This window comes from Streptomyces asiaticus (assembly GCF_018138715.1).
Taxonomy (GTDB): Bacteria; Actinomycetota; Actinomycetes; order Streptomycetales; family Streptomycetaceae; genus Streptomyces; species Streptomyces asiaticus.
The window spans coordinates 8020776-8044102 of the sequence record NZ_JAGSHX010000006.1 but is presented as its reverse complement, the minus strand read 5'-3'; the positions used below and the strand labels follow the sequence as shown (position 1 = coordinate 8044102).

General features: G+C 71.1%; 20 protein-coding genes and 4 pseudogenes. 13 read left to right on the top strand and 11 right to left on the bottom strand.

Translation table 11 applies throughout. From position 1 onward, the window contains the following. Positions 1-9: 9 nt before the first annotated feature. The 4 genes and pseudogenes from KHP12_RS42285 to KHP12_RS42270 all read left to right on the top strand — a co-directional run. Positions 10-111, top strand: a pseudogene (locus KHP12_RS42285) (transporter substrate-binding domain-containing protein); the annotation flags it as partial. A gap of 20 nt (positions 112-131) precedes the next feature. Further along, positions 132-671 (top strand): annotated as a pseudogene (locus KHP12_RS42280) (IS30 family transposase); the annotation flags it as partial. Between the two features lie 206 nt (positions 672-877). Further along, positions 878-1312 carry a DUF6069 family protein gene (locus tag KHP12_RS42275; protein WP_211834426.1) on the top strand — a complete coding sequence of 145 codons (435 nt, stop codon included), beginning with the start codon at positions 878-880 and terminating at the stop codon, positions 1310-1312. A gap of 336 nt (positions 1313-1648) precedes the next feature. Then, positions 1649-1801 carry a hypothetical protein gene (locus KHP12_RS42270; RefSeq protein ID WP_166483172.1) on the top strand — a complete coding sequence of 51 codons (153 nt, stop codon included), beginning with the start codon at positions 1649-1651 and terminating at the stop codon, positions 1799-1801. Between the two features lie 658 nt (positions 1802-2459). Here the strand turns inward: KHP12_RS42270 and KHP12_RS42260 are convergent. Beyond that, complete coding sequence (locus KHP12_RS42260) at positions 2460-3266, bottom strand: alpha/beta fold hydrolase (RefSeq protein WP_211834425.1); 807 nt, start codon at positions 3264-3266, stop codon at positions 2460-2462. A gap of 61 nt (positions 3267-3327) precedes the next feature. On the opposite strand from KHP12_RS42260, the gene KHP12_RS42255 reads away from it, so the two are divergent. Continuing rightward, positions 3328-3756, top strand: coding sequence for a MarR family winged helix-turn-helix transcriptional regulator (locus tag KHP12_RS42255; protein WP_086885159.1), 429 nt, complete (start codon positions 3328-3330; stop codon positions 3754-3756). 12 nt (positions 3757-3768) lie between these two features. On the opposite strand, the gene KHP12_RS42250 is transcribed toward KHP12_RS42255, so the two are convergent. Then, positions 3769-4455, bottom strand: a complete 687-nt coding sequence (locus tag KHP12_RS42250; RefSeq protein ID WP_086885158.1) for a DUF899 domain-containing protein — start codon at positions 4453-4455, stop codon at positions 3769-3771. A 237-nt stretch (positions 4456-4692) separates the two neighbouring features. On the opposite strand from KHP12_RS42250, the gene KHP12_RS42245 reads away from it, so the two are divergent. Beyond that, complete coding sequence (locus KHP12_RS42245) at positions 4693-5661, top strand: PP2C family protein-serine/threonine phosphatase (protein WP_211834424.1); 969 nt, start codon at positions 4693-4695, stop codon at positions 5659-5661. Positions 5662-5674: 13 nt separating this feature from the next. Here the strand turns inward: KHP12_RS42245 and KHP12_RS42240 are convergent, their stop codons facing one another. From KHP12_RS42240 to KHP12_RS42215, 6 genes are all read right to left on the bottom strand, one after another. Then, positions 5675-6598 carry a LysR family transcriptional regulator gene (locus tag KHP12_RS42240; protein WP_037946561.1) on the bottom strand — a complete coding sequence of 308 codons (924 nt, stop codon included), beginning with the start codon at positions 6596-6598 and terminating at the stop codon, positions 5675-5677. A gap of 239 nt (positions 6599-6837) precedes the next feature. Further along, positions 6838-8199, bottom strand: coding sequence for an MFS transporter (locus KHP12_RS42235; RefSeq protein ID WP_208653174.1), 1362 nt, complete (start codon positions 8197-8199; stop codon positions 6838-6840). A 58-nt stretch (positions 8200-8257) separates the two neighbouring features. Further along, positions 8258-9409 (bottom strand): M20 family metallopeptidase, encoded by a 1152-nt coding sequence (locus tag KHP12_RS42230; protein ID WP_086884588.1) that lies wholly within the window; start codon positions 9407-9409, stop codon positions 8258-8260. A 17-nt stretch (positions 9410-9426) separates the two neighbouring features. After that, the gene (locus tag KHP12_RS42225) at positions 9427-10101 is read right to left on the bottom strand and encodes a DUF1028 domain-containing protein (protein ID WP_086884578.1); all 675 of its coding nucleotides are present in this window, start codon (positions 10099-10101) and stop codon (positions 9427-9429) included. Next, positions 10098-10580 (bottom strand): RidA family protein, encoded by a 483-nt coding sequence (locus KHP12_RS42220; protein ID WP_244203215.1) that lies wholly within the window; start codon positions 10578-10580, stop codon positions 10098-10100. The genes KHP12_RS42225 and KHP12_RS42220 overlap by 4 nt, the downstream gene beginning before the upstream one ends. A gap of 17 nt (positions 10581-10597) precedes the next feature. Continuing rightward, positions 10598-11893 (bottom strand): flavin-containing monooxygenase, encoded by a 1296-nt coding sequence (locus KHP12_RS42215; RefSeq protein ID WP_086884579.1) that lies wholly within the window; start codon positions 11891-11893, stop codon positions 10598-10600. 363 nt (positions 11894-12256) lie between these two features. On the opposite strand from KHP12_RS42215, the gene KHP12_RS42210 reads away from it, so the two are divergent. Both KHP12_RS42210 and KHP12_RS42205 read left to right on the top strand, forming a co-directional pair. Beyond that, positions 12257-13429: a family 2 encapsulin nanocompartment cargo protein terpene cyclase gene (locus KHP12_RS42210; protein ID WP_086884580.1), complete on the top strand. Its 1173-nt coding sequence runs from the start codon at positions 12257-12259 to the stop codon at positions 13427-13429. 68 nt (positions 13430-13497) lie between these two features. Next, a complete protein-coding gene (locus KHP12_RS42205; protein WP_086884589.1) occupies positions 13498-14343 on the top strand; it encodes a geranyl diphosphate 2-C-methyltransferase in 846 nt (281 codons plus the stop codon). A gap of 80 nt (positions 14344-14423) precedes the next feature. Here the strand turns inward: KHP12_RS42205 and KHP12_RS42200 are convergent, their stop codons facing one another. Beyond that, a complete protein-coding gene (locus KHP12_RS42200) occupies positions 14424-15395 on the bottom strand; it encodes a LacI family DNA-binding transcriptional regulator (RefSeq protein WP_086884581.1) in 972 nt (323 codons plus the stop codon). 399 nt (positions 15396-15794) lie between these two features. Between KHP12_RS42200 and KHP12_RS42195 the strand changes: the two genes are divergently transcribed. Genes KHP12_RS42195 through KHP12_RS42185 form a run of 3 tightly spaced genes read left to right on the top strand, consistent with a single transcriptional unit; the run spans position 15795 to position 20716 of the window. Further along, positions 15795-17366 (top strand): purine-cytosine permease family protein, encoded by a 1572-nt coding sequence (locus KHP12_RS42195; RefSeq protein ID WP_086884582.1) that lies wholly within the window; start codon positions 15795-15797, stop codon positions 17364-17366. Between the two features lie 59 nt (positions 17367-17425). Then, the gene (locus KHP12_RS42190; protein WP_211834423.1) at positions 17426-20263 is read left to right on the top strand and encodes a hypothetical protein; all 2838 of its coding nucleotides are present in this window, start codon (positions 17426-17428) and stop codon (positions 20261-20263) included. Positions 20264-20269: 6 nt separating this feature from the next. Continuing rightward, entirely contained in the window at positions 20270-20716 is a 447-nt protein-coding gene (locus tag KHP12_RS42185; protein ID WP_086884584.1) for an RbsD/FucU family protein, read from the top strand. A 35-nt stretch (positions 20717-20751) separates the two neighbouring features. Here the strand turns inward: KHP12_RS42185 and KHP12_RS42180 are convergent, their stop codons facing one another. Both KHP12_RS42180 and KHP12_RS42175 read right to left on the bottom strand, forming a co-directional pair. Then, positions 20752-21276 carry an AAA family ATPase gene (locus KHP12_RS42180; protein WP_208653176.1) on the bottom strand — a complete coding sequence of 175 codons (525 nt, stop codon included), beginning with the start codon at positions 21274-21276 and terminating at the stop codon, positions 20752-20754. A 398-nt stretch (positions 21277-21674) separates the two neighbouring features. Further along, positions 21675-22500 (bottom strand): annotated as a pseudogene (locus KHP12_RS42175) (oxidoreductase). Positions 22501-22538: 38 nt separating this feature from the next. Here KHP12_RS42175 and KHP12_RS52595 point away from each other — a divergent pair. After that, the gene (locus KHP12_RS52595; protein ID WP_086884586.1) at positions 22539-23129 is read left to right on the top strand and encodes a TetR/AcrR family transcriptional regulator; all 591 of its coding nucleotides are present in this window, start codon (positions 22539-22541) and stop codon (positions 23127-23129) included. 79 nt (positions 23130-23208) lie between these two features. After that, positions 23209-23316 (top strand): annotated as a pseudogene (locus KHP12_RS42165) (respiratory nitrate reductase subunit gamma); the annotation flags it as partial. Positions 23317-23327 lie beyond the last annotated feature (11 nt).

The window sequence follows — 23327 nt, the reverse complement described above, 5'->3', positions numbered from 1 at the left end:
ACCCGGCCCATGGAGATCACCGACAGCACCGCGCTCGCCCGCGACCTCGCCCCCACCGGAGTGCTCCGCGCCTCCATCAACCTCGGCACCCCCGTCCTCGCCCGGGGCACGAGGGGGTGTACGCCTACCGGCGCCAGCCCCGCATGGCCCAGGACATGGTGATGATCAGCGAACGGCCCTCCGAAGCCACAGACCGCGCGATCCCCGGACACTGGGAGGGCGACCTCATCATCGGCAAGGCCCACAAGTCAGCGATCGGCACCCTCGTCGAACGCACCACCAGATTCGTCGTCCTGGTCCACCTGCCCGACGGCCGCCAGCCCGCCCAGGTCCGCGACGCCCTCGTCCAGGCCGTCTCGACCCTCCCGGCCCAGCTCAGACGCTCCCTCACCTGGGACCAGGGCTCCGAGATGGCCCTGCACAAACAGTTCAGCACCGCCACCGACATGCCGGTCTCCTTCTGCGACCCCGGCAGCCCCTGGCAGCGCGGCTCGAGCGAGAACACGAACGGCCTGCTGCGGCAGTACTTCCCCAAGAGCACCGACCTGGCCCGCTACACCCGCGAGGAACTGGACACAGTGGCCGCCGAACTGAATAGCCGCCCACGCAAAACGCTCGGCTGGGAAACCCCAGCCGAGCGTCTCGCTAAGCTCCTGGCAACAGCCAGTTGATCACTGTGTTGCAACGACCCCTGGAATTCGCCCCAAGGCCTCGGGGGCTTCGCCATGTCCGCCGGTGGTCGGCCCGTGGCCGGAAGCGCGCCCTCCGAAACGATCAACAAGCAGAATGACGTGGCCCAAAACTGCCCCGCACTCCTGCTCCACCCGACCCGCGGGGCTGCCCACCACCCACTTTCCCCATCCACGGAAGAAGTTCCATGACCGACACCACATCCACCCGCCCCACCGCCGCCATCGCCCGCCTCGTCATACCCGCGGCCCTGGCCGCGGCGGTCGCCGTCCTCGTCGGCTACCTGATCTTCGACGCCGCCGGAGCCGACTTCGACGTCACCATGTCCGGCACCGAGAGCACCGTCACCGCGGTCCAGGCGTGCCTCGCGGCCTTCCTGGTGAGCCTGGTCGGCGGCACCGTCGCGCTGCTCATCGCGCGCCGCACGGCCCAGCCGACGCGTACCTTCGCCGTGATCGTGACCGTCGCCGTGGTGGTGTTACTCGTCGGGCCGCTGGTGGGCGCCGACCAGGCCCTGACCGTCGTGGCTCTCGAAGTGCTGCACCTGCTCGCCGCGGCAGCCGTGCTCATCGTCGTCCTGCCGCGCATCGGCACGACCACCACCACGCCGACGGACGCCTGACCGCGTCGCGCCCGTGAGTGCCCCGCGACTCTGGGCTCATGCGTGCCGCGTCGCCGCGCGCACGAGTTCAGGGTCGGGGCACGTGGTTCAAGCCCGCGGGGGGAACGGCCGGCGGCAGAGGGGCGTCGCACGGAAACGGGCCGTGCCACCGCTTGACCCGCCTTGACCCGGCCGCCGCGGCCCGAGGCGGGCGGTGACGTCGTGAACCCGCCAGCCTCTTCGCTCGCGGCGATGATCCCGTTTCGGCGGACGCCCGGTGACTTTCGGGACAACCTGCGGTCACGGAAACCTCAACAGGCCGCCGCACACACCTACTTCTTGGCATATGTTGGGCGGATGAGTGAACATGACCTGGAGCCTCGGCCTCCGTCCCCGCTGGTGGAAAAGATAGACAGCGCGCTGGCAGTACTGATCCTCGTCGGTATCGCCGGCGGATCGTTCTGGCTGGCCTCGGGCCTCACCTCGTCCTACATGGTGCTCTTCAACTGACGCGCCCGCGCCCAGGCCGTGCCGGCCACCGGCCGGCCTGGGCGCGGGTGTGGAAGCGGTTCCGGCGCTTGGCTGCCACGGCTCGCGTCGGCCACGCCCGTCGGCGTCAGCCGGTGGTGAAGTCGCCGATCGAGCCGGTCTGACCAAGACCACCTTCTTCCGGCACTTCCGCGACAAGCGGGAAGTGCTCTTCGCCGGCCAGGACACGCACACCCGGCTCCTCGCCGACGTGATCGACGCGGCGCCCGGCCCGGCCACACCGCTCGAAGCGTTCCGCGCGGCCCTCGACGCCCTGACCGCCACCTTCACCGACGACCGCCGCGACGTCGGCGCCAGGCTCCGCCCGGTCATCGCCGGTAACACCGAACTACAGGAGCGCTCCGCCCTGAAGCGCGCCAAACTCGCCGAGGCCGTGACGGACGCGCTCCACAAGCGCGGCGTATCAGAACCGACCGCGAGCCTCGCCGCCGAACTCGGCATCCGCGCCTTCTGCGACGCCTTCGACCAGTGGGCCGATCCGGCGGGCAAGCAGACGCTCACCGAACTCACCCGCCACACCCTCGACGAACTCCGCGCCGCACTGGTCGCACTCGGCTGGAGCTCGTCCACCAGAACGTGTCCACCAGGGCTCGTCCACCAGGGCTCGTCCACCCGGACCTCAGGCGGCGGTGGAGTCGGCCGTGCGCCGGGCGTGGGCGTCGATCAGGGCGAGCGTGGCCTCGGGCTGTTCGATCTGGGGCAGATGGCCGGCTCGGGGGATGACCTCGAAGCGGGCGTTGCCGAAGGCCGCGGCGTAGGCGGCGCCGTAGGCCGGTGTGACCACGCGGTCGCTCTCCCCCCACAGCAGGAGTGCCGGTGTGTCCACACGGTGCAGACGGCGCAGCAGTTTCGCGTCGTGCATATACGGCTCGCCCGCGAGCACGCGCATGGTGGCCATGTTGGCCTGCCGGATGGCAGTTTGATCAGCCGGTATGTCGGCGGGGTCCACGTAGTAGCGGTCCGGGTCGTGCCAGGAGTGCTCCGCCACACCGCGGGGATCCAGGGCGAAGAAGTCCGTGATCGGCTCGCCGGGGATATCCACCCCGACCGCGTCGATCAGGACGAGGCCGCCGATGACACCCGCGGTGTCCCGTACCGCCATCTCGGCCGCGATCCAGCCGCCGAGCGAGGACCCGATGACCAGGGCGTCGCGCAGGCCGCGGTCGTGCAGGAGGTGCAGATAGGCCAGGGCCAGATCGTCCACGCCGGTCAGCCAGTCGGGGCGGGGCGTCCCCTCCCAGCCGGGGTGCACGGGCGCGAGCGTGTGCGCGGTGCGCGAGAGGTGTGCGGCGATACCGGCGACCGTGGCGGGCCCGCCGCCTCCGTGCAGGACGAGCACCGGGCGGCCGGTGCCCGACTCGGAGAGGGTGAGGTCCAGGTCGTCGCACGCGGCCGCGGCCGCAAGGGAGTTCATGTCCGTTGCCATGGATCAGACTGTAACTAAGCTTCTTTAATTAAGCTAGTTTCATTGCGGGTAGACTTACGGCATGGATGCTGATGTGCAGGTTCTGGGGCGCGCGGTCAAGCAGGCGCAGTACCGACAGCACCGAGCGCTGGACAGTGCGCTGGGCGAGGTCGGTACGACGCTGGCGCAGTGGGACGCGCTGCGCGCCATCAGCGGCCGGCCCGGAGCCTCGGCACGCGAACTGGCCGCGGTGACGTTCCAGAGCGAGCAGGCGTTCGGAGCGCTCGTGGGCCGCCTGGCCGCCCAGGGACTGGTGGAGCGCAGGCCGGGCCACGGACGCCGCATGGAACACCGCCTCACCCCCACCGGCGAACAGACCCTGGCCGCCGGCCACCAGGTCAGCCAGAAGGTCCTGGAGGAGTGCTTCTCACCCCTCCCGTCCGCGGACCGGGCCACCCTGCTCGGCCTGCTGCGACAGCTCAACGAGGAGGCCCCGCCCTCACCTGCCTGACGTCGGCCACCCTCATGTGCCCTGGCCGTAGAGCGCGGCGATGTCCTCGGAGCCGGCCCACCGGCTGTAAGTGGGCTGCTGTGGCCACCCGTCGGGCGAGTCCTGCCATTCCTCCTGCCGCCCGTACGGCAACAGGTCGATCAGCGCGAAGGAGTGGCTGAGCTGCTCGGTGCCACGGCCGTTGGTGTGCCAGGTGCGGTAGACGGTGTCGCCGTCGCGCAGGAAGACATTGACGGCGAATCCGCCGCCGGGCGGGGCGCCGACGTCGGTGCCGAACGGGCTGTTCGCCGTGGAGTACCAGGCCATCGTGTTCCCGACCCGCCGCCTGTAGGCGAGTGCCTCGTCGATCGGGCCCTGGGTGACGATGACGAACCGGGCGTCGTAGTTGCCCAGGAACTCCAGCCTGGTGAACTGCGAGGTGAACCCCGTGCAGCCCGGGCACTGCCACTTCTCGCCCGGGAACCACATGTGGTGGTAGACGATCAGCTGCTTCCTGCCGTCGAAGAGGTCCACCAGCCGAACCGGTCCGTCCTCGCCCTCGAGGGTGTAGTCGGGCATCTCGACCATCGGCAGGCGGCGTCGCTGGGCGGCGATCGCGTCGAGTTCCCGGGTCGCGGCCTTCTCCCGGACCCGCAGCGCTTCGAGCTCACGCTGCCAGGTGTCTGCGTCCACGACGGGCGGCAGTGCGTTGGCGGTCATGCCGTGATCCCTTCCTGATCAGGTGTGTGGCGGGCGTTCTACAGGTGCAGACCCCGCCCGGTCGCCGAACTCATCGGTGGCCGGCCACTCCGATCGGCGAAGCCCCGGCCACCGCCCGGGCGCGTTACCCTTTTCGCAGAGTATCGACCGATATCGGCGCTACGGAGGGTATCGGGATGGCGCGTAGAGCCGGGGCCGATCCCGAGGCGAAGCGGATACCGGCCCGGCTTCGCGGACGTGCCCGAGGCACCCGCTCCGGCCCTCGCCCTCCTGAGCTCCGACGGCACCATCCTCGGCATCGCCGTGTTCACGCGGACCGACAACGCCGTGCCCTTCACCCAGGACGATCTGCTGCTGGCCGAGGAACTCTGCGTCCAGGCGGCGCTGAGCCTGGACAACGCCCGCCGCTACGCACGGGAGCGGGCCGCCGCCCTCGCCCTCCAGCGCAGCCTCCTGCCGCAGGAGCTGTCGGGCGGCGCCGCGGTGGACCTGGCCGGCCGCTATCTGCCCTCCGACCGGCACGAAGGGGTGGGCGGGGACTGGATGGACGCCATCGAGCTGCCGGGCGACCGGATCGCCCTGGTCATCGGCGATATCATCGGCCATGGCATCAACGCCGCCGCCGCCATGGGCAGGATGCGCACCGCGGTCCACACCCTCGCCGCCCTCGACCAGCACCCCGCGGAACTGCTCGACCACCTGGACAAGGTCACCGCCCGGCTCGCCGAGGCGGGCACCTGGTCCCCGGAGTACTCGTCGATCACCGGCGGGACCTGCCTCTACGCCGTCTACGACCCGGCCACCCGCGTCTGCACCCTGGCGCGCGCCGGGCATCCGCCACCGATGCTGGTGGCCCCCGACGGCCACGCCAGGATCGCCGACACACCGGTGGGCCCGCCGCTCGGCATCGGCACCGGAGCGTACGAATCCGTCGACCTGGAGCTCCCCGAGGGGAGTCTGCTCGCCTCCTTCACCGACGGGCTGGTGGAGACCCGGCACGGCGACATCGACGCAGGTCTCGACCGGCTGCTCGCCGCGCTGCAACGCCCCTCGGCGAGCCGCGAGGACCTGTGCGCCCGCGTCATCGCGAGGATGACCACGGACGCTCCCCCGGAGGACGACATCGCTCTCCTCGTGGCCCGGACACACGCCGACGACGGCGGCCGGGCAGCCACCCACGGGGAGCGCCGCGGACCGACCGCCTGACGCACACCGCCCGTCACGGGATCGTGGCGGCGGCCACCTCCCGCAGCAGCCCCATCACGGCCTGGGCGCGGGCGGTCTGGGTCATGCCCTTCACCGAGGCGATCTTGACTTCGAGCGGGGGGCTTCCGTCCCGCAGCTCCAGTTCCGCGATCTCGCCGCCGCCGTAGGTCTGGCTGGTCGCCGGCCGCTGGTTCAGCACGGAGTATCCGAGCCCCCGGGCCACCAGGGAACGCACCGTTTCATAGCTCCGGGTGCGGTAGCGGACATCGGGCGCGGTGCCGGTGGCGGCCACCAGCGAGCGGAAGTAGTCGCGGCTGTGCGGCAGGTCGAGCAGGACGAGGGGTTCCGCGGACAGTTCGGCCAGCTCCACGGTGCCCTGCCGGGCCAGGGGGTGATCGGCGGGGACGATGACGTAGGCCGGGGCCCGCGCGATCGTCTCGCCGCACAGGTCCGGCTCGGCCGACAGACCGAGGCCGTAGGTGAGGGCGAAGTCGATGCGCCCCGCGCCCAGGGCCTCGACGAGCTGATCCGTCTCCGCCTCCACCACGTCGATCTCGATGCCCGGGTAGCGGCGGGTGCATTCGCTGAACAGGGGCGGCAGATAGTACGGGGCCAGCGTCACGAAGCAGCCGACGGCCACCGGCCCGGAGATCGTCTCACCGTCTCCCCGAGCCTCCCGCTCGACCTCACGCGCGCGGGCCAGCAGCTCCCGCGCGTGGCTCTGAAGCCGCTCCCCCGCGGGCGTCAGGGTCAGTCCCCGGCCCCTGCGGCGGATGAACAGCTGCACCCGCAGATCGCGCTCCAGGTTGTGGATGGCCGCGGACACGGCGGACTGGGCGATGTGGAGCGCCCCCGACGCCTCCGTCATCGAACCGCGTTCGGCGGCGACGAGGAAGTAGCGGAGTTGCAGGAGGGTGAAACCCACCGGTGACGTCATGCGTGGCCCTCGCGCCTGGTGATCGGTGTCCATGCCGGTGCCGACCTTATGCGGCGGCGGGTATCGACCCTATGCGGCGGCGCCTACAGGGTGTCCGGCGGATCTTTCCCCTCCCCGCCCCTTCCCGTTACCAGGGACTCCGCCCCTGGACCCCGGGGTCTGGGGCGGAGCCCCAGTTTCGGGAAGGGGCGGGGAGGGGAGCAGCCCGCCGCAGGCGCCAAGATCCGCCGGACATCCCCCTAGTGGCGCTCAGGGGGTGCAGAGGGCGCGTCGGCGACGTCCTCGGGGCGCAGCAGGGCGGACCCTTTGGTCTCCTTCAGGGACAGGGCGGCGACGAGGCCGCCGGCGGCGAACACCATCAGATAGGGGCCGGGCAGCAGGGTGGAGCCGGTCGCGGAGATGAGCACGGTCATCAGGTACGGCACCGTGCCGGCGAACAGGGCGGCAGTGAGGTTGTAGGCGATGGACAGGCCGCTCTGGCGGGTGCGGGTGGGGAAGATCTCCGCCGACCACACGGCGTAGGTGCCGAGGATCGCGGCGAGGATCACGCCGAGCAGCAGTCCGGCGGTCCAGGTTCCGGCGAGCCCGGTCCGCATGAGGAGGAACGCGGGGGTGGCGGCGACCAGGAGGGCCGCGGTGGCGCCGACGAAGACCGGTTTGCGTCCCACGCGGTCGGACAGCAGCCCGAACACCGGGACCAGCACCAGCCCCAGCAGCGAGATCGCCGTGGACAGCAGGGCGGCGCTGCCGGCCGAGTGCCCCAGGTGGTCGGTCTCGTAGGTGACCAGGTACGTCAGCACCGCGTAGAAGGGCACGTGCATGGCCGCCATCAGGCCCGCCGCCTGGAGCAGCTGCCGCTTGTGGTGGCGGAGCAGCTCCCGTACGGGGGTGCGCGGCACGGCGTCGTTGGCCTCGAGCGTCCGGTACTCGGGGGTGTCCTCGATCTTGTTGCGGATGATGAAACCGATGACGCCGAGCGGTGCGGAGATGAGGAAGGGGACGCGCCAGCCCCAGGAGGTCAGCTGGGCCTCGTCGAGCCCCGTCGACAGCAGCAGGTAGAGACACGAACCGGCGAGGAAGCCCAGCAGGGAGCCGACCTCAAGCCAGCTCACCCCGAATCCGCGATGGCGCCGGGGGGAGCTCTCGGCGAGGAAGCTCGCCGCGCTGCCGAACTCACCGCCCGCCGCGAATCCCTGGATCAGACGCAGGATCACCAGGAGCACCGGGGCGCCGACCCCGATCGCGGCGTAGCCGGGCAGCAGACCGATGGTCAGGGTCGCGCCGGACATCATGAAGATGACCAGCGACAGTGTGCGCTTGCGGCCGATCCGGTCGCCGAGCGGCCCGAACACCATGGCACCGATGGGCCGGATGCCGAAGGACACGGCGAACACGCCGAACACGGCGAGCAGTCCTGTGGTGCTGTTCTCGTCCGGGAAGAACACGGTCGCGACCGTACCGGCGAGATAGGCGTAGGCGGCCCAGTCGAACCAGTGCACGAACACGCCGACGGCTCCCGCGGCAACGCTTCTGCGCAGGGCGACGGCGTCGGTGGCCACCTCGACCTCGGTCGTGGTGACGTCGGTGTGAGTGGTGGGCATTGCGCGCCTCCTTGGGGATGGGGTGGAAGAAGCCGGAGCTGTGCGGGTGCCGCCTCGGTCAGTGGCCGGCGTCTCGGGCCGGGCTCCGGTCCACACCGGTCCAGGCCAGCGCCGTCGCCCCGTCGAGCAGCGCCCGCTGGGCCGTCCCGCCCACGCAGAACGCGGCGAACTCGTGCTGGTGGTTGGTGGCGGGCAGCGAGCCGATGCCGATGTAGGGGTGGATGGCGGGCACCACCTGCGAGACGTTGCCCATGTCGGTGGAGGCGCGGTTCATCCGGGCGGCCTGCCCGGGCGGCGCGAACTCCCGCCCCAGGGCGAGGGCGTTCGCGCGGTAGTGGCCGAGGGCGGTCTCATCGTTACGGAACTCCGCGTACGGCTTGCTCTCCGGCTCGATCTCCAGCTCGCACCCGGTGGCGAGGGCGCCCGCCTCGAAGGCCCGCACGACCCGTGGTTCGAGCCCGGCCAGTTCGGCGAGGGTCTCCGCCCTGACGTACCAGCGGCCGGTGGTCCGCTCCGGGATGGCGTTCGGGGCGTCCCCGGCGTGGGTCACCACGCCGTGCACCCGGGCGGAGGACGGCAGTTGCTGGCGGAGCAGCCCGATGGCGACCTGGGCCACGGTGAAGGCGTCGGCCGCGTTGACCCCGGCCTCGGGGTAGGCCGCGGCGTGCGCGGACCTGCCGGTGTAGGAGATCTTGGAGTGGCTGACCGCGAACGGACGGGCCTCGGCGACGTCGACCGGCGCCGGGTGCGCCATCATCGCGAGGTCCACCCCGGCGAAGGCGCCCCGGTCGAGCATCTCGATCTTGCCGCCGCCGCCCTCCTCCGCCGGGGTGCCGTAGACCTCGACGGTGAGGCCCGCGTCGTCGGCGACGGCGGCCAGGCCCAGCGCGGCGCCGACCGAGCTCGCCGCGATGAGATTGTGCCCGCACGCGTGGCCGAGGCCGGGCAGCGCGTCGTACTCGGCGCACAGCGCGATCCGGACCGGCCCGCTGCCGAACCGGGCGTGGAAGGCGGTGTCCAGGCCCAGATAGGACGCGGTGACGTCGAATCCGGCGCGGTCCAGCGGCTCGGGTACGGCGGCCGCCGCCCGGTGTTCCTCCCAGGCGGTCTCCGGGTCGGCGTGCAGCCGCTCGGAGAGCCGGATCAGCTCCTCGGCGTGCCGGTCGACCGCACGCCGGGCGGCCTCTTTCAGCGGCCCCGACGTCCCCATCGCCTCCATCGCCTCCCTCACCGATCGCCCGGCACGCCGTACGAGGGGGCGGAGGCGGGATCGAGTCCACGGCGTACGTAGTCGTCCCGCTGCGGCAGCCAGACGGCGAGGAGTTCGGCGAGCCGGTCGACGGGGTCGTCGGCCCAGTCCACCCGCAGATCGGTCACCCGCCAGTCCACGTCCGCGACGACCGCGAGGCCCGCGGAGTGCACCGGCCCCTCCTCGCCACCGGCCGCGACGGCCGCCTTCAGGGCGATGACCAGCCGCTCCTCCAGCTCCCCGGTGGCGGCGGAGTACGCGTCGAGGAGGACGCCGGGGATGTGCTCACCGCACAGCATGTTGCCGGCCGCCACCGCGCCCTCGGCGGTGGCCGAGGCGTACCTGCCCAGGGTGTGCGACCCGCTGTGGGCGACTCCGGGCCCGGAGCGGCCCACCACGGTCAGCTGACGGTAGGCGATGGACGTCGCGTTGCGCGCCGCGCCGGTGACACCGGCCAGGGCGCGTTCCGCGTCGCCGTGGTCCGCCAGCTCCTCCAGCAGGCTGGTGCCGAGCGTGGGGTCGGTGATGTTCTGCGAAGCCGCCGCGCCGACCCCGGGCCGCAGATGGGCGACCCGGGCGGCGACCGCGGGACTGGACGAGCTGGCCACGATGCCGAACCGTTCGCCGTCACGGACCACCAGGGAGAACGTCATGCCCGCACCTCCTCGGGGAGCACGGCGACGGCGTCGATCTCGCACAGCCACTCCGGACGCGCCAGGGCCGACACCACCAGCCCGGTGGAGATCGGGTGGACGCCCTTGGTCCAGCGGCCCACGGTGCGGTACACCGCCTCGCGGTAGCGCGGGTCGACCAGATAGATGGTCAGCTTGACCAGGTGCTCCATCCGGCTGCCCGCCTCTTCGAGCAGCATCGCGATGTTCGCCATGGCCTGTTCGGCCTGCGCCCCGGCGTCGCCGATGCCCACCGACTCGCTGGTGTCGAGGTTCTGGCCGATCTGGCCCCGGACGTACACGGTGTTTCCCGCGACGACGGCCTGACAGAGGTCGTTGTCGAGGTTCTGCTCGGGATAGGTGTCGCGGGTGTTGAACGGGCGGATCCGGGTGTGCCCGCCGGCGACGATCGGGGCCTTGGCGGCCTTCGCCCGGCGGCCCTCGCTCGTGGAGGTCATCATCTGCTCCTCGTTGCTGCTCAGTTCTTCCAGGCGGTCGGCGTGGCGCCGGGCCGGTCGCCGGCGCCGTACGCGAGGTAGCCCCGCTGGGTCGTGATGTGGTCGGCCACGTAGCGGGCGTCGTGCCAGACGCCCCAGATGAAGCTCGATCCGCGGCGGGACAGCCAGGGCAGGCCCAGGAAGTAGACGCCGGGCTCGGACGACACACCGCGCCGCTGGTCCGGCCGCCCGTGCTCGTCGAACGCGTCGACCTCGAGCCAGCTGTAGTCGGTGGCGAAGCCTGTCGCCCAGACGATCGAGGTGACCCCGGCCCCGGCCAGGTCGAGCTCCAGCCGGGGGTCGGCCACGCCTGCCGGGTCCGGCCCGAGGACGTGGGCCGCCGGCTCCTCGGGGAGGTCGAGCCCATTGCGCTCGACGTACTCGTCGGCCGCCCGGAGGAGTTCGAGGTACTTGGCGTCGCCGAGCGCGATGTTGGTGGCGAGATCCGGCGCGAAGCGCAGCACACCGTCGTCGTAGGACGCGGTCAGGCCCACGAGCTCGATGCCGTCGGCGGCCAGGGCGCGGAAGTCCACGGTGTGGCCGCCGCGCGCGCCGCTCACCGCGATGGTGACGTGTTCGGCCCCCTGCGGAGGCGTCTCCGCGTCCCAGCGCCCGAGCACACCGAGCCACCAGCAGAAGTCGCGTCCGCGGTACTCGCGGGCGGGACGGTCGTGCGGACCGACGGAGAGGAGGACCCGGCGGCCGGACCGGCGCAGCTCATCGGCGATCTGCACCCCCGAGGACCCGGCCCCGACCACGAGCACCGCGCCCTCGGGGAGCTGCCCCGGGTTGCGGTACGCGCTGGAGTGGATCTGCGCGGGAACGGCGCCGTCCGGGACGATGGGCGGGATCACGGGCCGCTGGAACGGTCCGGTCGCGGCCACGACGAAGCGCGCGTCGATGGGGCCCTCCGACGTCTCGACCCGGAAGCCGGGCCGACCGGGGGGCCTGCGCACCGAGGTCACCTCGACACCGCACCGGATCGGGGCACCGATCTTCTCGGCGTACGTGACGAAGTAGTCCGCGATCTGGTCCTTGGAGGCGAAGGCGTCGGGGTGGACGGCGGGGTCGACGTCGGAGAACTCCAGCCCCGGGAACCGGTCGTGCCACGCGGGCCCGTTCGCCACCAGGGAATCCCACCGCTCCGACCGCCACCGCTCGGCGATACGGTGCCGCTCCAGGACGATGTGCGGCACACCGTGGGCCCCCAGGTGCTCGCTCATCGCCACGCCCGCCTGGCCCGCCCCGACGACGACTACTTCGGTCTCTTCACTCAACGTTCAGCCTCCACTCAGGCGGTGGTCCATCCCGGTGTCGCGTTGACCGGGCCACCGCACGAGGGATCCTTGGACATGGCCGTAGTTCTGTCCAACAGATGTTTCCGTGGAAGGCGATCTGATTTATAGATGCAGAAATCGCGACTGAGCGACTGAGCCCCTCGGGCCGTCGGCCACCCGGGCAAACATCGCGCGGGTCTAGATCATCTTATCGAGTTAATGTCAATGGCTTCTCAGGGCCAACTGGGCGCACCAGCCGCTAGTGTTCCTGCGGATCTGGCCGGATTCCTGGACGTTTGCCCCCTTCCCCTTTCCCGGTGACACGCACGCAACCAGCCACCCCACCCCACCGAGGAGCCATGCATGCCCGCCCCTGAGCCTTCCCCTCCGCAATCGCGCCTGCCTGCGGCCGCTTCCCGCTCCGGGGCGAACGCCGACGTCGCACGGATCCTGCGTGGTCCGAGCGGCCTCGGCACGGCAGGTCTGCGCCTGGCCCGGCGCGAGGAGCCGCCGACGCCACCGGCGCCACCGACGCCGTCGGCGGCGGTTCCGGCGGAAGGCAACCCGATCCCGGGGCTCTATCACCACCCGGTGCCGGAGCCCGACCCCGGGCGGGTGGAGGAGGTCAGCCGCAGGATCAAGGCTTGGGCGCTGGACGAGGTCGACCTGTACCCCGAGGAGTGGGAGGAGCAGTTCGACGGCTTCTCCGTGGGGCGCTACATGGTCGCCTGCCATCCGGACGCCCCCACCGTCGACCATCTGATGCTCGCCACACGCCTGATGGTGGCGGAGAACGCGGTGGACGACTGCTACTGCGAGGACCACGGCGGCTCGCCCATCGGCCTCGGCGGACGCCTTCTGCTGGCGCACACCGCCCTGGACGCCCTGCACACGACGCGGGAGTACCAGCCGCGGTGGGCGGAGTCGCTCCACTCGGACGCGCCCCGGCGCGCCTACCGCTCCGCCATGGAGTACTTCGTCCAGGCGTCCAGCCCGTCCCAGGCCGACCGGTTCCGGCACGACATGGCCCGTCTGCACATGGGGTACCTCGCCGAGGCCGCCTGGGCGCAGACGGACCACGTCCCCGAGGTGTGGGAGTACCTGGCCATGCGCCAGTTCAACAACTTCCGCCCGTGCCCCACCATCACCGACAGCGTCGGCGGCTACGAACTACCGGCCGATCTGCACGCCCAGCCCGCCATGCAGCGGGTCATCGCGCTCGCCGGGAACGCCACCACCATCGTGAACGACCTGTACTCGTACACCAAGGAACTCGCCGGCCCAGGCCGGCATCTGAACCTGCCCGTGGTGATCGCCGAACGCGAGGGCCTCTCCGACCGCGACGCCTATCTGAAGGCGGTCGAAGTCCACAACGACCTCATGCACGACTTCGAGGCCGAAGCCGCGGCCGTGGCCGTCGCCTTTCCCGTCCCGACCGCGCAGCGCTTTCTCCGGGGCGTGGCCGCGTGGGTCGACGGCAACCACTACTGGCACCAGACCAATACCTTCCGCTACAGCCTGCCCGATTTCTGGTAAGAAGAACGGAACCATCTGTGACCAGCACCGACTTCAGCGCCGACGTCGCCACCTCCTCCGGCGCCGCCATGTTCATCCCCGCCCCGGCGACCCCCTACCAGGGGGACATCGCCCGTTACTGGGACCGCGAGGCCAGGCCCGTGAACCTGCGTCTCGGCGATGTCGACGGCCTATACCACCACCACTACGGCATTGGAGACGTCGACCGCGGCGCCCTCGGCGACACCGGCGACGGCGCTTACGAGAAGAAGTTGATCGCCGAGCTCCACCGCCTGGAGTCGGCACAGGCCGAACTCCTCCTGGACCACCTCGGCCCGATTGAACGTGACGACACGCTCGTTGACGCCGGCTGCGGCCGCGGCGGCTCGATGGTCATGGCACACCAGCGCTTCGGGTGCCGGGTCGAGGGCGTCACACTGTCGGCCAAGCAGGCCGACTTCGCCAACCAGCGCGCCCGCGAACTCGGCATCGAGGACCATGTCCACGCCCGCGTCTGCGACATGCTCGGTACGCCCTTCGAGACCGGGCGGGCCGCGGCCTCGTGGAACAACGAGTCGAGCATGTACGTCGACCTGGGAGACCTCTTCGCCGAGCACTCCCGCATCCTCGCGACCGGCGGGCGCTACGTGACCATCACCGGCTGCTGGAACCCGCGTTACGGCCAGCCCTCGAAGTATGTCTCCCTGATCAACGCGCACTTCGAGTGCAACATCCACTCCCGCCGGGAATACCTGCGCGCCATGGCCGACAACCGCCTCGTACCGCAGGCCGTCATCGACCTCACCCCCGCGACCCTGCCGTACTGGGAGTTGCGGGCCACGTCCTCACTGGTCACGGGCATTGAGAAGGCGTTCATCAACTCCTACAAGGACGGTTCCTTCCAGTACCTGCTCATCGCGGCCGACCGCGTCTGACCGTCGGCCGCCGTCCCGCGGCCTTCCCGCGGGCGGGGGCATGGGTCCGGAGGGCGCCCATGCCCCCGCCCCGTCCGCGGTCAGCCGCTGGAACCACGGACCACGAGCTCGGGTTTCAGGACGACGTCATCGCTGCCGCCGTCGAGTAGGGCGAGGGACGCCTCGACCATGCGCTCGGCGGTCGAGCCCAGGGTGGTGAGCCCCGGCGCGGCGGTGTCGGAGAGGTACGTACCGTCGAAGCTCGTGATCGCGTACTCGGCGGGCACGCGCTTACCGGCGTGCTGAAGCGCCGTCAGCAGCCCGAGCGCGACCGTGTCGGCGGTGCAGATGATCGCGTCTGTGTCGCCGGGGTTCGCGAGCAGGAGCTTCGCCGCGTCGGTGCCGCTCGCCACCGTGAAGTTCGGCATTTCCAGCACCCGGTCGTCCGGCCCGGCGAGCGCGCGGAACGCGGCGGTGCGCTCGATGCTCGACGAGGAGTCCTCCTGGGCGTCGACCATCAGGATGCTGCGGCGGCCCCGCGCCCGCAGGTGTTCCACGAGCAGGCGGACCCCCGCCGCGTTGTCGAGCCGTACCGACGGCGCTTCGACGCCTCGTGCGCGGCGGTCGACCTGCACGACCCGGTTGGACCGCGCGAGTTCCGTGATCGCCGCGCCACTGCGCTCGAACGCCGCGGGCACCACGAGCACCGCGTCCACCAGCACCCGGTCCATGGCGCCGAGCTGGCGCTGCTCGGTCTCCGGGCTCTCGCCCGTGTCGATGGTCACCAGCCGCTTGCCCTCGAGGTCCAGGCGGCGCGAATACGCCGACACCAGCTCCGCGAAGTACGCGTTCGCGATCGCCGGAACGACAAGGGCCAGGGAATCCGTCGACTGAATCCGCAGCGCCCGCGCCGCCGCGTTCACCCGGTAGCCCAGTTCCTCGCAGGCGTTCCGCACCCGCAGCGCCAGCTCCGGATCGACATTGCGCTGAACGCCGGACAGCACCCGGCTCGCCGTCGGCACTGACACCCCCGCGCGCAGTGCCACGTCCTTCAAGCCTATGCGCGCGCCCATCCTGAACTCCCCTGATTCCGGCCGGCCGATGCTATCAGGACGGTCTCGACGACCCATTGACGTGGCAGGGGCTGCCGTGCTTGGGTTCGGAAATGGTTTTCCCGGCGATGAGCGTACGCTACGACCGCCCACCGCGGGCCCCGAGGGCCGACGGTTTAGCGGCCCACCCCGCCGCTTAGCGCTCCGCCTCATCGCCGTACACGCCTCCCACCGCGGGCGCGACGGCGGTCAGCGCGCACGGCGCACGTCTCACCCGGAGCCGCGTCGCCCCCGGACGCGGTCGACACGCCCCCGAACGCGCACCCCCCGAGCACGCACCCCCGACGTCCCCGAGCTCGAAGCCCGAAGCTAGGCCATCCGCTCCTCCCCACATCTCCATACGTCGAAAGGCGCCCTTCCATGAGCAGTGAGGCTCAGCAAGGTCGTAGAGGCACGACCGTCGAATCGAACGGCGTCAATCCCGTTCCCGATGCCGAACGGCGCGGAAAGCCGCGGGGCCTGTTCGCCGTGTGGTTCGCCTGGAACATCTCGATCCTCGGCATCAGCTACGGCATCTTCGTCTTCGGCCTCGGGCTGAACGTCTGGCAGACGATCGTCGCCGGGACCGCCGGCTACCTCATATCGGCCACCCTCGTCGGCATCCTCGCGGTCGGCGGACCCCGCACGGGACTGCCGACCCTCGCCCAGACGCGCTTCGCGTTCGGCATGAAGGGCAACAGGATCCCCGCGTTCTTCGCCTACCTGTCCAATATGGGCTGGAAGGTGACGATCATCACCCTTGCCTCGACCACCGGTGCGAACCTGTTCGCGAAGCTGTGGTCGTCGGCGTTCGCCGACGCGGACGGGTCGAGCGCCACCTCCACGATCGTGCTGTGGTTCGTGCTCGTGCTCGCCCTGACGATGACGGTCTCCGTCCTCGGCCACGAGCTCATCATGAAGGTCGAGGTCTGGATCTCCTGGGTGACCGGCATCATGACGGTCGCGTTCCTCGGATTCATGGTGCCCGAGATCGAATGGGCGCACCTCGGTGACACCCCCGCGGGCGGACCGCTGGTGTTCATCGGCGGCATCATCATGGCGATGACCCTCGTCGGCCTCGGCTTCCTCAACTACGGCGGGGACTTCGCCCGTTACCTCCCGCGCGACACCCCGGCGCGCGGCGTGATCGGCTGGACGGTCACCGGGCTCAGCCTGCCGGTCGTCATCCTCCTCGCCGTGGGCGCGCTGCTCGTCGGCGGGGATTCCAAGCTCGGTGCCGCCACCGCGTCCGACCCGATCGGGGCGCTCACCGCGCTCCTGCCGATGTGGTTCTTCGTTCCCTTCTCCGTCGTGATCGTCATCTCGCTCGTTTCGGCCGCCATCACCGGCATGTACAGCTCCGGCCTCGCGCTCATGGCCGTCGGCGTACCGCTGCGCCGCTCCGTGACGACCGCGATCAACGCGATCATCATCGCGGCGGGCGCCTTCTACCTGCTGTTCATCTCCACCTCGTTCCTCGCGACGTTCCAGTCCTTCCTGTCGCTCATCGCCGTGATGATGGGCACCATGGGCGGCATCCAGCTCATCGACTTCATCCGGCAGCGCCGCATGGGCTGGAACACCGACATGGCGAACCCGCGCGGCTACGGCGGCCGCGACGGGCGCTGGACCGCGATTCTCAGCCTGGTCACCGGAACCGTCGTCGGTCTCGGCCTCGTGACCAGCTCCGACCCGAACTTCGCGAAGATCACGGGCTTCCTCCTCACCGAGAAGGGCCGCACCGGCGTGTTCGGATCGAGCGGGCTCGGCATCGTCATCGCCCTGGTGCTCGGCGCCGCGCTCTACGCGATCCTCACGTTCGGGCTCCGGCTGGACCCGAAGCCCGACTACTCGCTCGTGACCGCGGGGGACGCCCAGCCCGAGGAGAACACCACCGGGCTCCCGAGTCCCGACCCGGCCGTCAGGCACGTGGCCGACCGCACCGAACGCTGACCGACCTGGTGGCGGCGAGGCCCATACAGACCTCGCCGCCGCTCGAGGAGCTGACACCCGTGTCCGCACATGAGACCGCGCTGCGCCGCTTCCGGAACCCGGACCCCTGGCACGCGCCCGCCGCCTACTGGTTCTGGCACCGGCTGCCCGACGAGGACACGATCCGCGCCCAGGTGCGGCAGATGCACGACGCCGGGATCCGGAGCTTCCAGGTGCAGGCGCGGTTGTCGTACCCGATCGAGGGCTACCTGGACGACGACTACCTCGCCGCGTGCCGTACGGCCGTCGAAACAGCCGCCGGACTCGGCATGATCGTCGGAATCTACGACGACTACAACTGGCAGACCGGCCACGCCGCGGGCCGGGCCGTGACCGGGCACGACGAGCTGCGCGAACGGCATCTGTTCTGGGTGCGGATCCCCGCGGGCGGGAGCGAGGGATCGCTCAGCGGGATCCGCTCGGCGACGGAGAACCTCGGCCCGGCCGCGATGGACTGGCACTACGAGGGCGGCGTCGTCGCCTGGGCCGACTGGCGGGTCGAGTACGCGCTCGTCGTGGAAACCGCGGAAGCCGCGGAAGCCATAGGAACCGTGGAAGCCGCGGAAGGGGAGCAGGGCGCGGCCGCCGAGCGGCCCGAGCTCGTCGACCGCGTGGACGGCGCCTCCGACGGATGCCATGTCCGCCTCGTCGAGCCCGTGCCCGACGGCGCGGAGGCGATCGTGTTCGTCTCCGCCCGCTGCGCGACCTCCCGGCTGGTCAACCCCGTCGACCCGGTCGCGGTCGATCGCTTCATCGAGGCCGGTTACCAGCCCTTCGCCGACGCCCTGGGCGACTTCTTCGGCTCCACCGTCGCCTATATGTTCTTCGACCAGCCGCACGCCGTGTTCTACGACTGGGCGGAGCGCACCGGAGACCTGCGTTCGGCGATGCCGTTCCACGAGAGCCTGGCCGTCTCGATCCGGGAGCGCTGGGGCGGGCGGACCCCCCAGGTGCTCGCCGCCGTGCTCGACGGGGACGACCCGGAGCGGCTGAGCCTCCGCGCCCAGTTCTACGAGCACTTCAGCGGCTGCGCGATGGAGACGTTCCTCGGCAGGCTGCGCAGCTGGAGCCACGCCCACGGCCTGCGCCAGTCCGGCCATGAAGTCCTCGGGCACGTCGGCGGCTGGGCGCTCGACACCGCGTTCGCGAACTGGGACCTGCGGGTGAACTTCGGGCTCGACCACTTCGGCGTCGACGGCTACCGCGATCTCACCGCGGTGGACGCACAGGACGCCCTGGTGCAGCTCAGCCCCGTGTTCGGCGACTCGGTCGCCCGCCACCACGGCCGCGGCGGGACGATGGTCGAGCAGTACTTCGTCACCCCGCCCGACGGCGGCACCCCGTGGTCCGGCCATTGGGGGCTCACCTTGCAGGAGTTGCGCACCACGGCGATCAACCACCATCTCCAGGGCATGCGACAGATGATCTTCCACGGCTTCTACCAGACCCACGGCCATGGAGACGATCACGAGTCGCTGCGGAATCCGCGCTTCGACTTCCCCCCGGGCATCAACTTCGAGCCGTGGTTCGCCGATCATCACCCGCGGTTCGCGCTCGAGAGCGCGCGGCTGAGCGAATTCCTCGAACCGGTGTCACCCCAGAGCGACGTGGCGGTCCTGTACCCGTTGCGTACGGTGTGGACCGCCGGTCAGCTCGGCGATCAGGCGTCGGCGCTGGGCGAGTGGGCCCGCGCGCTCACCGAGTCCCGGGTGGGCTTCCACCTCGTGGACGAACGCGATCTCGAGGCCGCCGCCGTGGAGGAAGGCTCGATGTGGATCGGGGACCGCCGGTACCGGGCGCTCGTGCTCCCCGCCGTGACAACGCTGCGCTCGGCGGCCTCGATGCGCCGGCTTCGCCGCCTGACCGAATCGGGCGTACGGGTACTCGGAAGCGGCGCGACCCCCGCCGTCTACCAGGAAGGCCCACAGACCGCCGCCGAGGACTGGGCGGACCTCGCCCCCGCCGTGGAGATGTTCCACGCGGTCCCCGAGGAGGCGGTCCTGCGCGGGCTCGCCGCACAGCGTGCGCGGACCGAGCCAACGCTGCGCGTGCCCGCGGGCTCGGCGGTGCGCTGGCGCGGCGGCTCGGACGCGGCCGACGGCTTCCGCTTCGCGTGCTTCACCGAGACCGAGGGCACGGTGGAACTCCTGCTGCCCGACGGGCCCTGGCACATCGAGGAGTGGGACGCCGCCGACGGCGCCGTGCGCACCCTCGAAGCAGCCGAGAGCCCGGTCGTGCTGCGGCTGGAGCGGAACGCGCTGCGCCTGTTGCGTGTGCACGGGGACGCGGAGCCCGCTTCCGGCCGGGCGGGCGCCCCGGGGGATTCCGAGGCCGCGGCCGGTCCCGGCACACCGGAATGGTCGGCGCCGGAGCCGCTCGAATCCGGCTGGCTGCTCGAGGTCGCCGAGGACGCGTACGAGGAGGCGGGCACCCGCCGCGACATCGCGGTGACATGCGGCTGGGAGCGGCAGGGCCTTCCGGCGTTCGCGGGCACCGCCGACTATGTGCGGCGGATCGAGCTCGACACGCCGGTCCCCCTGGAGCTGACGCTCCCGGCCGTCGCCGGAGCCGTGGCCGTGTCCGTGAACGGCATGCGGGTGGCGGAGCGCGCCTGGGCGCCGTACCGCGTCACGATCCCCGCCGACGCCCTGCGGCCCGGGGGGAACGAACTCCGCATCCGGGTCGCGCCGTCGGCGGCCAACCGGTACTACGCCGGCACCGGGCTCCGCGCCGAGCCCGAGCCGTGCGGGCTGCTCGCGCCGCCACTGCTGCGCCACGCGCTCAGGATCCCGAACCCCGGCGCCTCCCCGGACGGTTTCGGCTCCGGCCCCCGCTCATCCTCGATCACGGAAAGGTGATCCGACGTGCTCAAGGGACTCGACCCGCTCCTGACCCCGGACCTGCTGTACACGCTCGCGCGGATGGGACACGGAGACACCATCGCCATCGTCGACAGGAACTTCCCCGCGCACTCCGTGAACGACCGTGTGATCCGGCTGGACGGCACCGACGTCGTCTCGGCGGGCCGGGCGGTGCTCGGGCTGCTGCCGCTCGACACGTTCGTCCCCGAGCCCGTCGCGAGGATGGGGGTCGTCGGCGACGCCACCGCCGAGCCGCCCGTGCAGACGGACTTCATCGCCGCCGCGGAGGAGGCATCGGGCCGCCCCGTGGCGGTGGAGACGGTCGAGCGCCACGCGTTCTACGCACGCGCCCGGTCCGCGTTCGCGGTGGTCATCACGGGCGAGGACAGGCCGTACGGATGCTTCCTGCTCACCAAGGGCGTGCTGCCGGAGTTCTCTCCGGAGCGTTGATTCCTGCCGCCGGACCGTTGGCGGCACGGCAGCGATTACCGCAGCGTGAAATGGCCTGCCCGCAGCCCGACCGCGATTTCCTCGGCGGTCTGCTCGACACGCTGGGTGCTTGAGTCGATCACATGGCTCTCGAGCGCTCCGAGGTTCTCGAACGCTCCGTACAAGCCGACGATCGGTTCGACTTCCTTGAGTTGCCGCTCCTCGCGCCCGCTCGCTCGTGAGAGCACCACGTCCAGGCCCGGCCGCAGGACGATGTAGGAGAGACCGAGATCGCGCTCCCGGCATACGGCACGGAACGATTCCAGGAGCCACGGCCCAAGAATGCCGTCCAAAATGACGTCGTAGCCGCCCGCGGCGTATGCGCACGCCGCGTCGGTCATGACGTTTTGCACAACCTCGTTCTGGCGTCGGGCGTCCGGAAGATACGGCGGAACGAAACCCGACCGTATCCATACGTAAAAGGAGTCCGTATGCAGGTGGACGGCGGGCCGTGCGGCAGTCGAGGAAATGATTTCCGCGACGGTTGACTTTCCGGATGCCGGAGGCCCGCCGAGCAGCACCAGTCTGCCGGTCCCTGTATTCCGGTCGGCCCTGTCCGACGAGAATCCTCACGCACTCCGGGCCGTTCCCCGCGGCACCGGCCTCGCATGCTTCCTGAAGGGCGTCATCGTCCCGCCCCTGCCCTTCGAGGTATTCGGCGCACGCCTCGTCGTCGGCATGGGCAGGAGCGGCTGACACCCCCAGCGGCAGGAGCGCCGCCGCGGCGACGACGGCAGCGGTGACCAGACGGCTTGTACGAACCATGAGTGCCTCGCGTGGTGTGGATACGACCGGGGTAGGTCGCCAGGGCCCGTTGGCGCACCCTCCGCTCGAGCCTCGTCCAGACGAACACTCGAACGTCGTGCGCACTCCGGTCGAGGACGGCCCCACGCGTCCGCCCGCGTGACGGGGCCGGGCGTCACACCTGAGCGAGGATGCCTCCGTCGACGCGGAACTGGGATCCGGTGAGCCAGCGCGCCCGCTCCGACGCCAGGAACGCGACCAACTCGGCGGCGTCCTCGGGGGTTCCGGGGCGGTTCATCGGCACGTTCAGCCGCGCCGCGAGATCGCGCTGCGCCTCCTCCAGCGGAACCCCCTGGCTGTCGGCGATCTTCTGATGGTGCGCGATCGCCCCCGGGGTGGCGATGAAGCCCGGCAGGACGCACACCACCCGCACCCCGGCCGGGCCGACCTCGGCCGCGAGCGAGCGGCTGTAGCTGTTCATGGCGGCCTTGGCCGCCGCGTAGGCGGCCTGGCCCGGCTGTGGCAGGTGGCTCGCGATGGACGAGACATGCACCACGACCCCCGAGCCGCGCTCCACCATGCCCGGGACCAGTTCCTGGTCCAGCCGGACCGCGGACAGCAAATTGACCTCGAGGTTCCGACCGCCAGGTTTCCTGCGACCGGGTCAGCGTGTCCGCCGGGGCGCTGCCGGCTCCCGCGTTGTCGATGAGGATGTCCACCCCGCCCGCGGCGTCGCGCACCCGCTCCGCCAGCTGTCGTGCTCCGTCGGGGTCCGCGAGGTCCGCGGTGAAGAACCGCGCCGGCAGTGAACCCTCGGGCGGTGCCGTTCTGGCCGCCGCGAACACGGTCGCGCCCGCCGCGGCGAGTCGCCGCACGATCGCCGCGCCGAGCCCGCGGCTTCCGCCGGTGACCAGCGCGCGCCGACCCGCAAGCCCTTCGTCGGGAATCGCCGGGGGCACTCCGCTGCCACCGGCGGGTACGTTGCTCTCTGTGCCGTTCATGCGGGCAGAATACCTGACTTACCAGTAAGGCAGTTTTCATGGGAGAGCAAGCCGACCGGAGGCGCACCGACACGCGTCGACGCGTACGGGCCATCGCGCTGGAACTGTTCACCGAACAGGGCTATGAGCTGACCTCGTTGACCCAGGTCGCCAAGGAGGCGGGGGTCACCAGGCAGGCCGTCCTGCACCACTTCGCCAACAAGGAGGAACTGCTCACCAGCTCCTACGAAGAACTGCTCCCGGCGCTCGACGTCATCATCGAGTCCGCACGCGCCCACCCGCCTTCCGCCGCGACCCGCATGCGAGCCATCGAGCGGTTCGACGCCCTGGTCCGCGGCGAGCACGGCGCCTCGCTGGTCTGCGCCCAGCTCAACGAGCACGCCCTGCGCGGCCTGGCCGCCGCCCGCACACTCCAGCAGCGGCTGGACGACCTGACCCGCGCACTGGCCACCGGCGAAGGGCCCGAGGGCACGATGCGCGCACGGCTGGCCCTGTCCGCCGTGATCATGGCCGTGGCACGCGGACGCGAACTGGGCGGCCGACAGGCGGAACGCCACAGGGCGGCGCTCGCGGTGGCCCGCTCACTGATCGGGTCCGAGGAGGGGTCACCCCCGCCCCTGCCCGGCTGATCGCCGTCCAGCTCTGCTTCGCCCCCAAACTCCTACAGACCCACCGGCAACCAGCGGGACGCGGTCACCGCCATCCGGCGCCCTCCGGCCCTTCAGCCGCCTCGTCCACACCTTCACCGCCCCCGTCGGCTACCTCACCAGGCCCTACGTCGTCTACCGCTCCCGCACCCCGGCCCCCCGGCGGTAGCGGGGGGGCCG

Excerpts from the sequence above, each read along its gene's own strand:
- KHP12_RS42235 (WP_208653174.1), bottom strand. The coding sequence starts at position 8,199 with ATGCCCACCACTCACACCGACGTCACCACGACCGAGGTCGAGGTGGCC.
- KHP12_RS42220 (WP_244203215.1), bottom strand. The coding sequence starts at position 10,580 with ATGATGACCTCCACGAGCGAGGGCCGCCGGGCGAAGGCCGCCAAGGCC.
- KHP12_RS42225 (WP_086884578.1), bottom strand. The coding sequence starts at position 10,101 with ATGACGTTCTCCCTGGTGGTCCGTGACGGCGAACGGTTCGGCATCGTG.
- KHP12_RS42230 (WP_086884588.1), bottom strand. The coding sequence starts at position 9,409 with ATGGGGACGTCGGGGCCGCTGAAAGAGGCCGCCCGGCGTGCGGTCGAC.
- KHP12_RS42255 (WP_086885159.1), top strand. The coding sequence starts at position 3,328 with ATGGATGCTGATGTGCAGGTTCTGGGGCGCGCGGTCAAGCAGGCGCAG.
- KHP12_RS42260 (WP_211834425.1), bottom strand. The coding sequence starts at position 3,266 with ATGGCAACGGACATGAACTCCCTTGCGGCCGCGGCCGCGTGCGACGAC.
- KHP12_RS42270 (WP_166483172.1), top strand. The coding sequence starts at position 1,649 with ATGAGTGAACATGACCTGGAGCCTCGGCCTCCGTCCCCGCTGGTGGAA.
- KHP12_RS42275 (WP_211834426.1), top strand. The coding sequence starts at position 878 with ATGACCGACACCACATCCACCCGCCCCACCGCCGCCATCGCCCGCCTC.
- KHP12_RS42195 (WP_086884582.1), top strand. The coding sequence starts at position 15,795 with ATGAGCAGTGAGGCTCAGCAAGGTCGTAGAGGCACGACCGTCGAATCG.
- KHP12_RS42200 (WP_086884581.1), bottom strand. The coding sequence starts at position 15,395 with ATGGGCGCGCGCATAGGCTTGAAGGACGTGGCACTGCGCGCGGGGGTG.
- KHP12_RS42205 (WP_086884589.1), top strand. The coding sequence starts at position 13,498 with ATGTTCATCCCCGCCCCGGCGACCCCCTACCAGGGGGACATCGCCCGT.
- KHP12_RS42240 (WP_037946561.1), bottom strand. The coding sequence starts at position 6,598 with ATGACGTCACCGGTGGGTTTCACCCTCCTGCAACTCCGCTACTTCCTC.
- KHP12_RS42210 (WP_086884580.1), top strand. The coding sequence starts at position 12,257 with ATGCCCGCCCCTGAGCCTTCCCCTCCGCAATCGCGCCTGCCTGCGGCC.
- KHP12_RS42250 (WP_086885158.1), bottom strand. The coding sequence starts at position 4,455 with ATGACCGCCAACGCACTGCCGCCCGTCGTGGACGCAGACACCTGGCAG.
- KHP12_RS52595 (WP_086884586.1), top strand. The coding sequence starts at position 22,539 with ATGGGAGAGCAAGCCGACCGGAGGCGCACCGACACGCGTCGACGCGTA.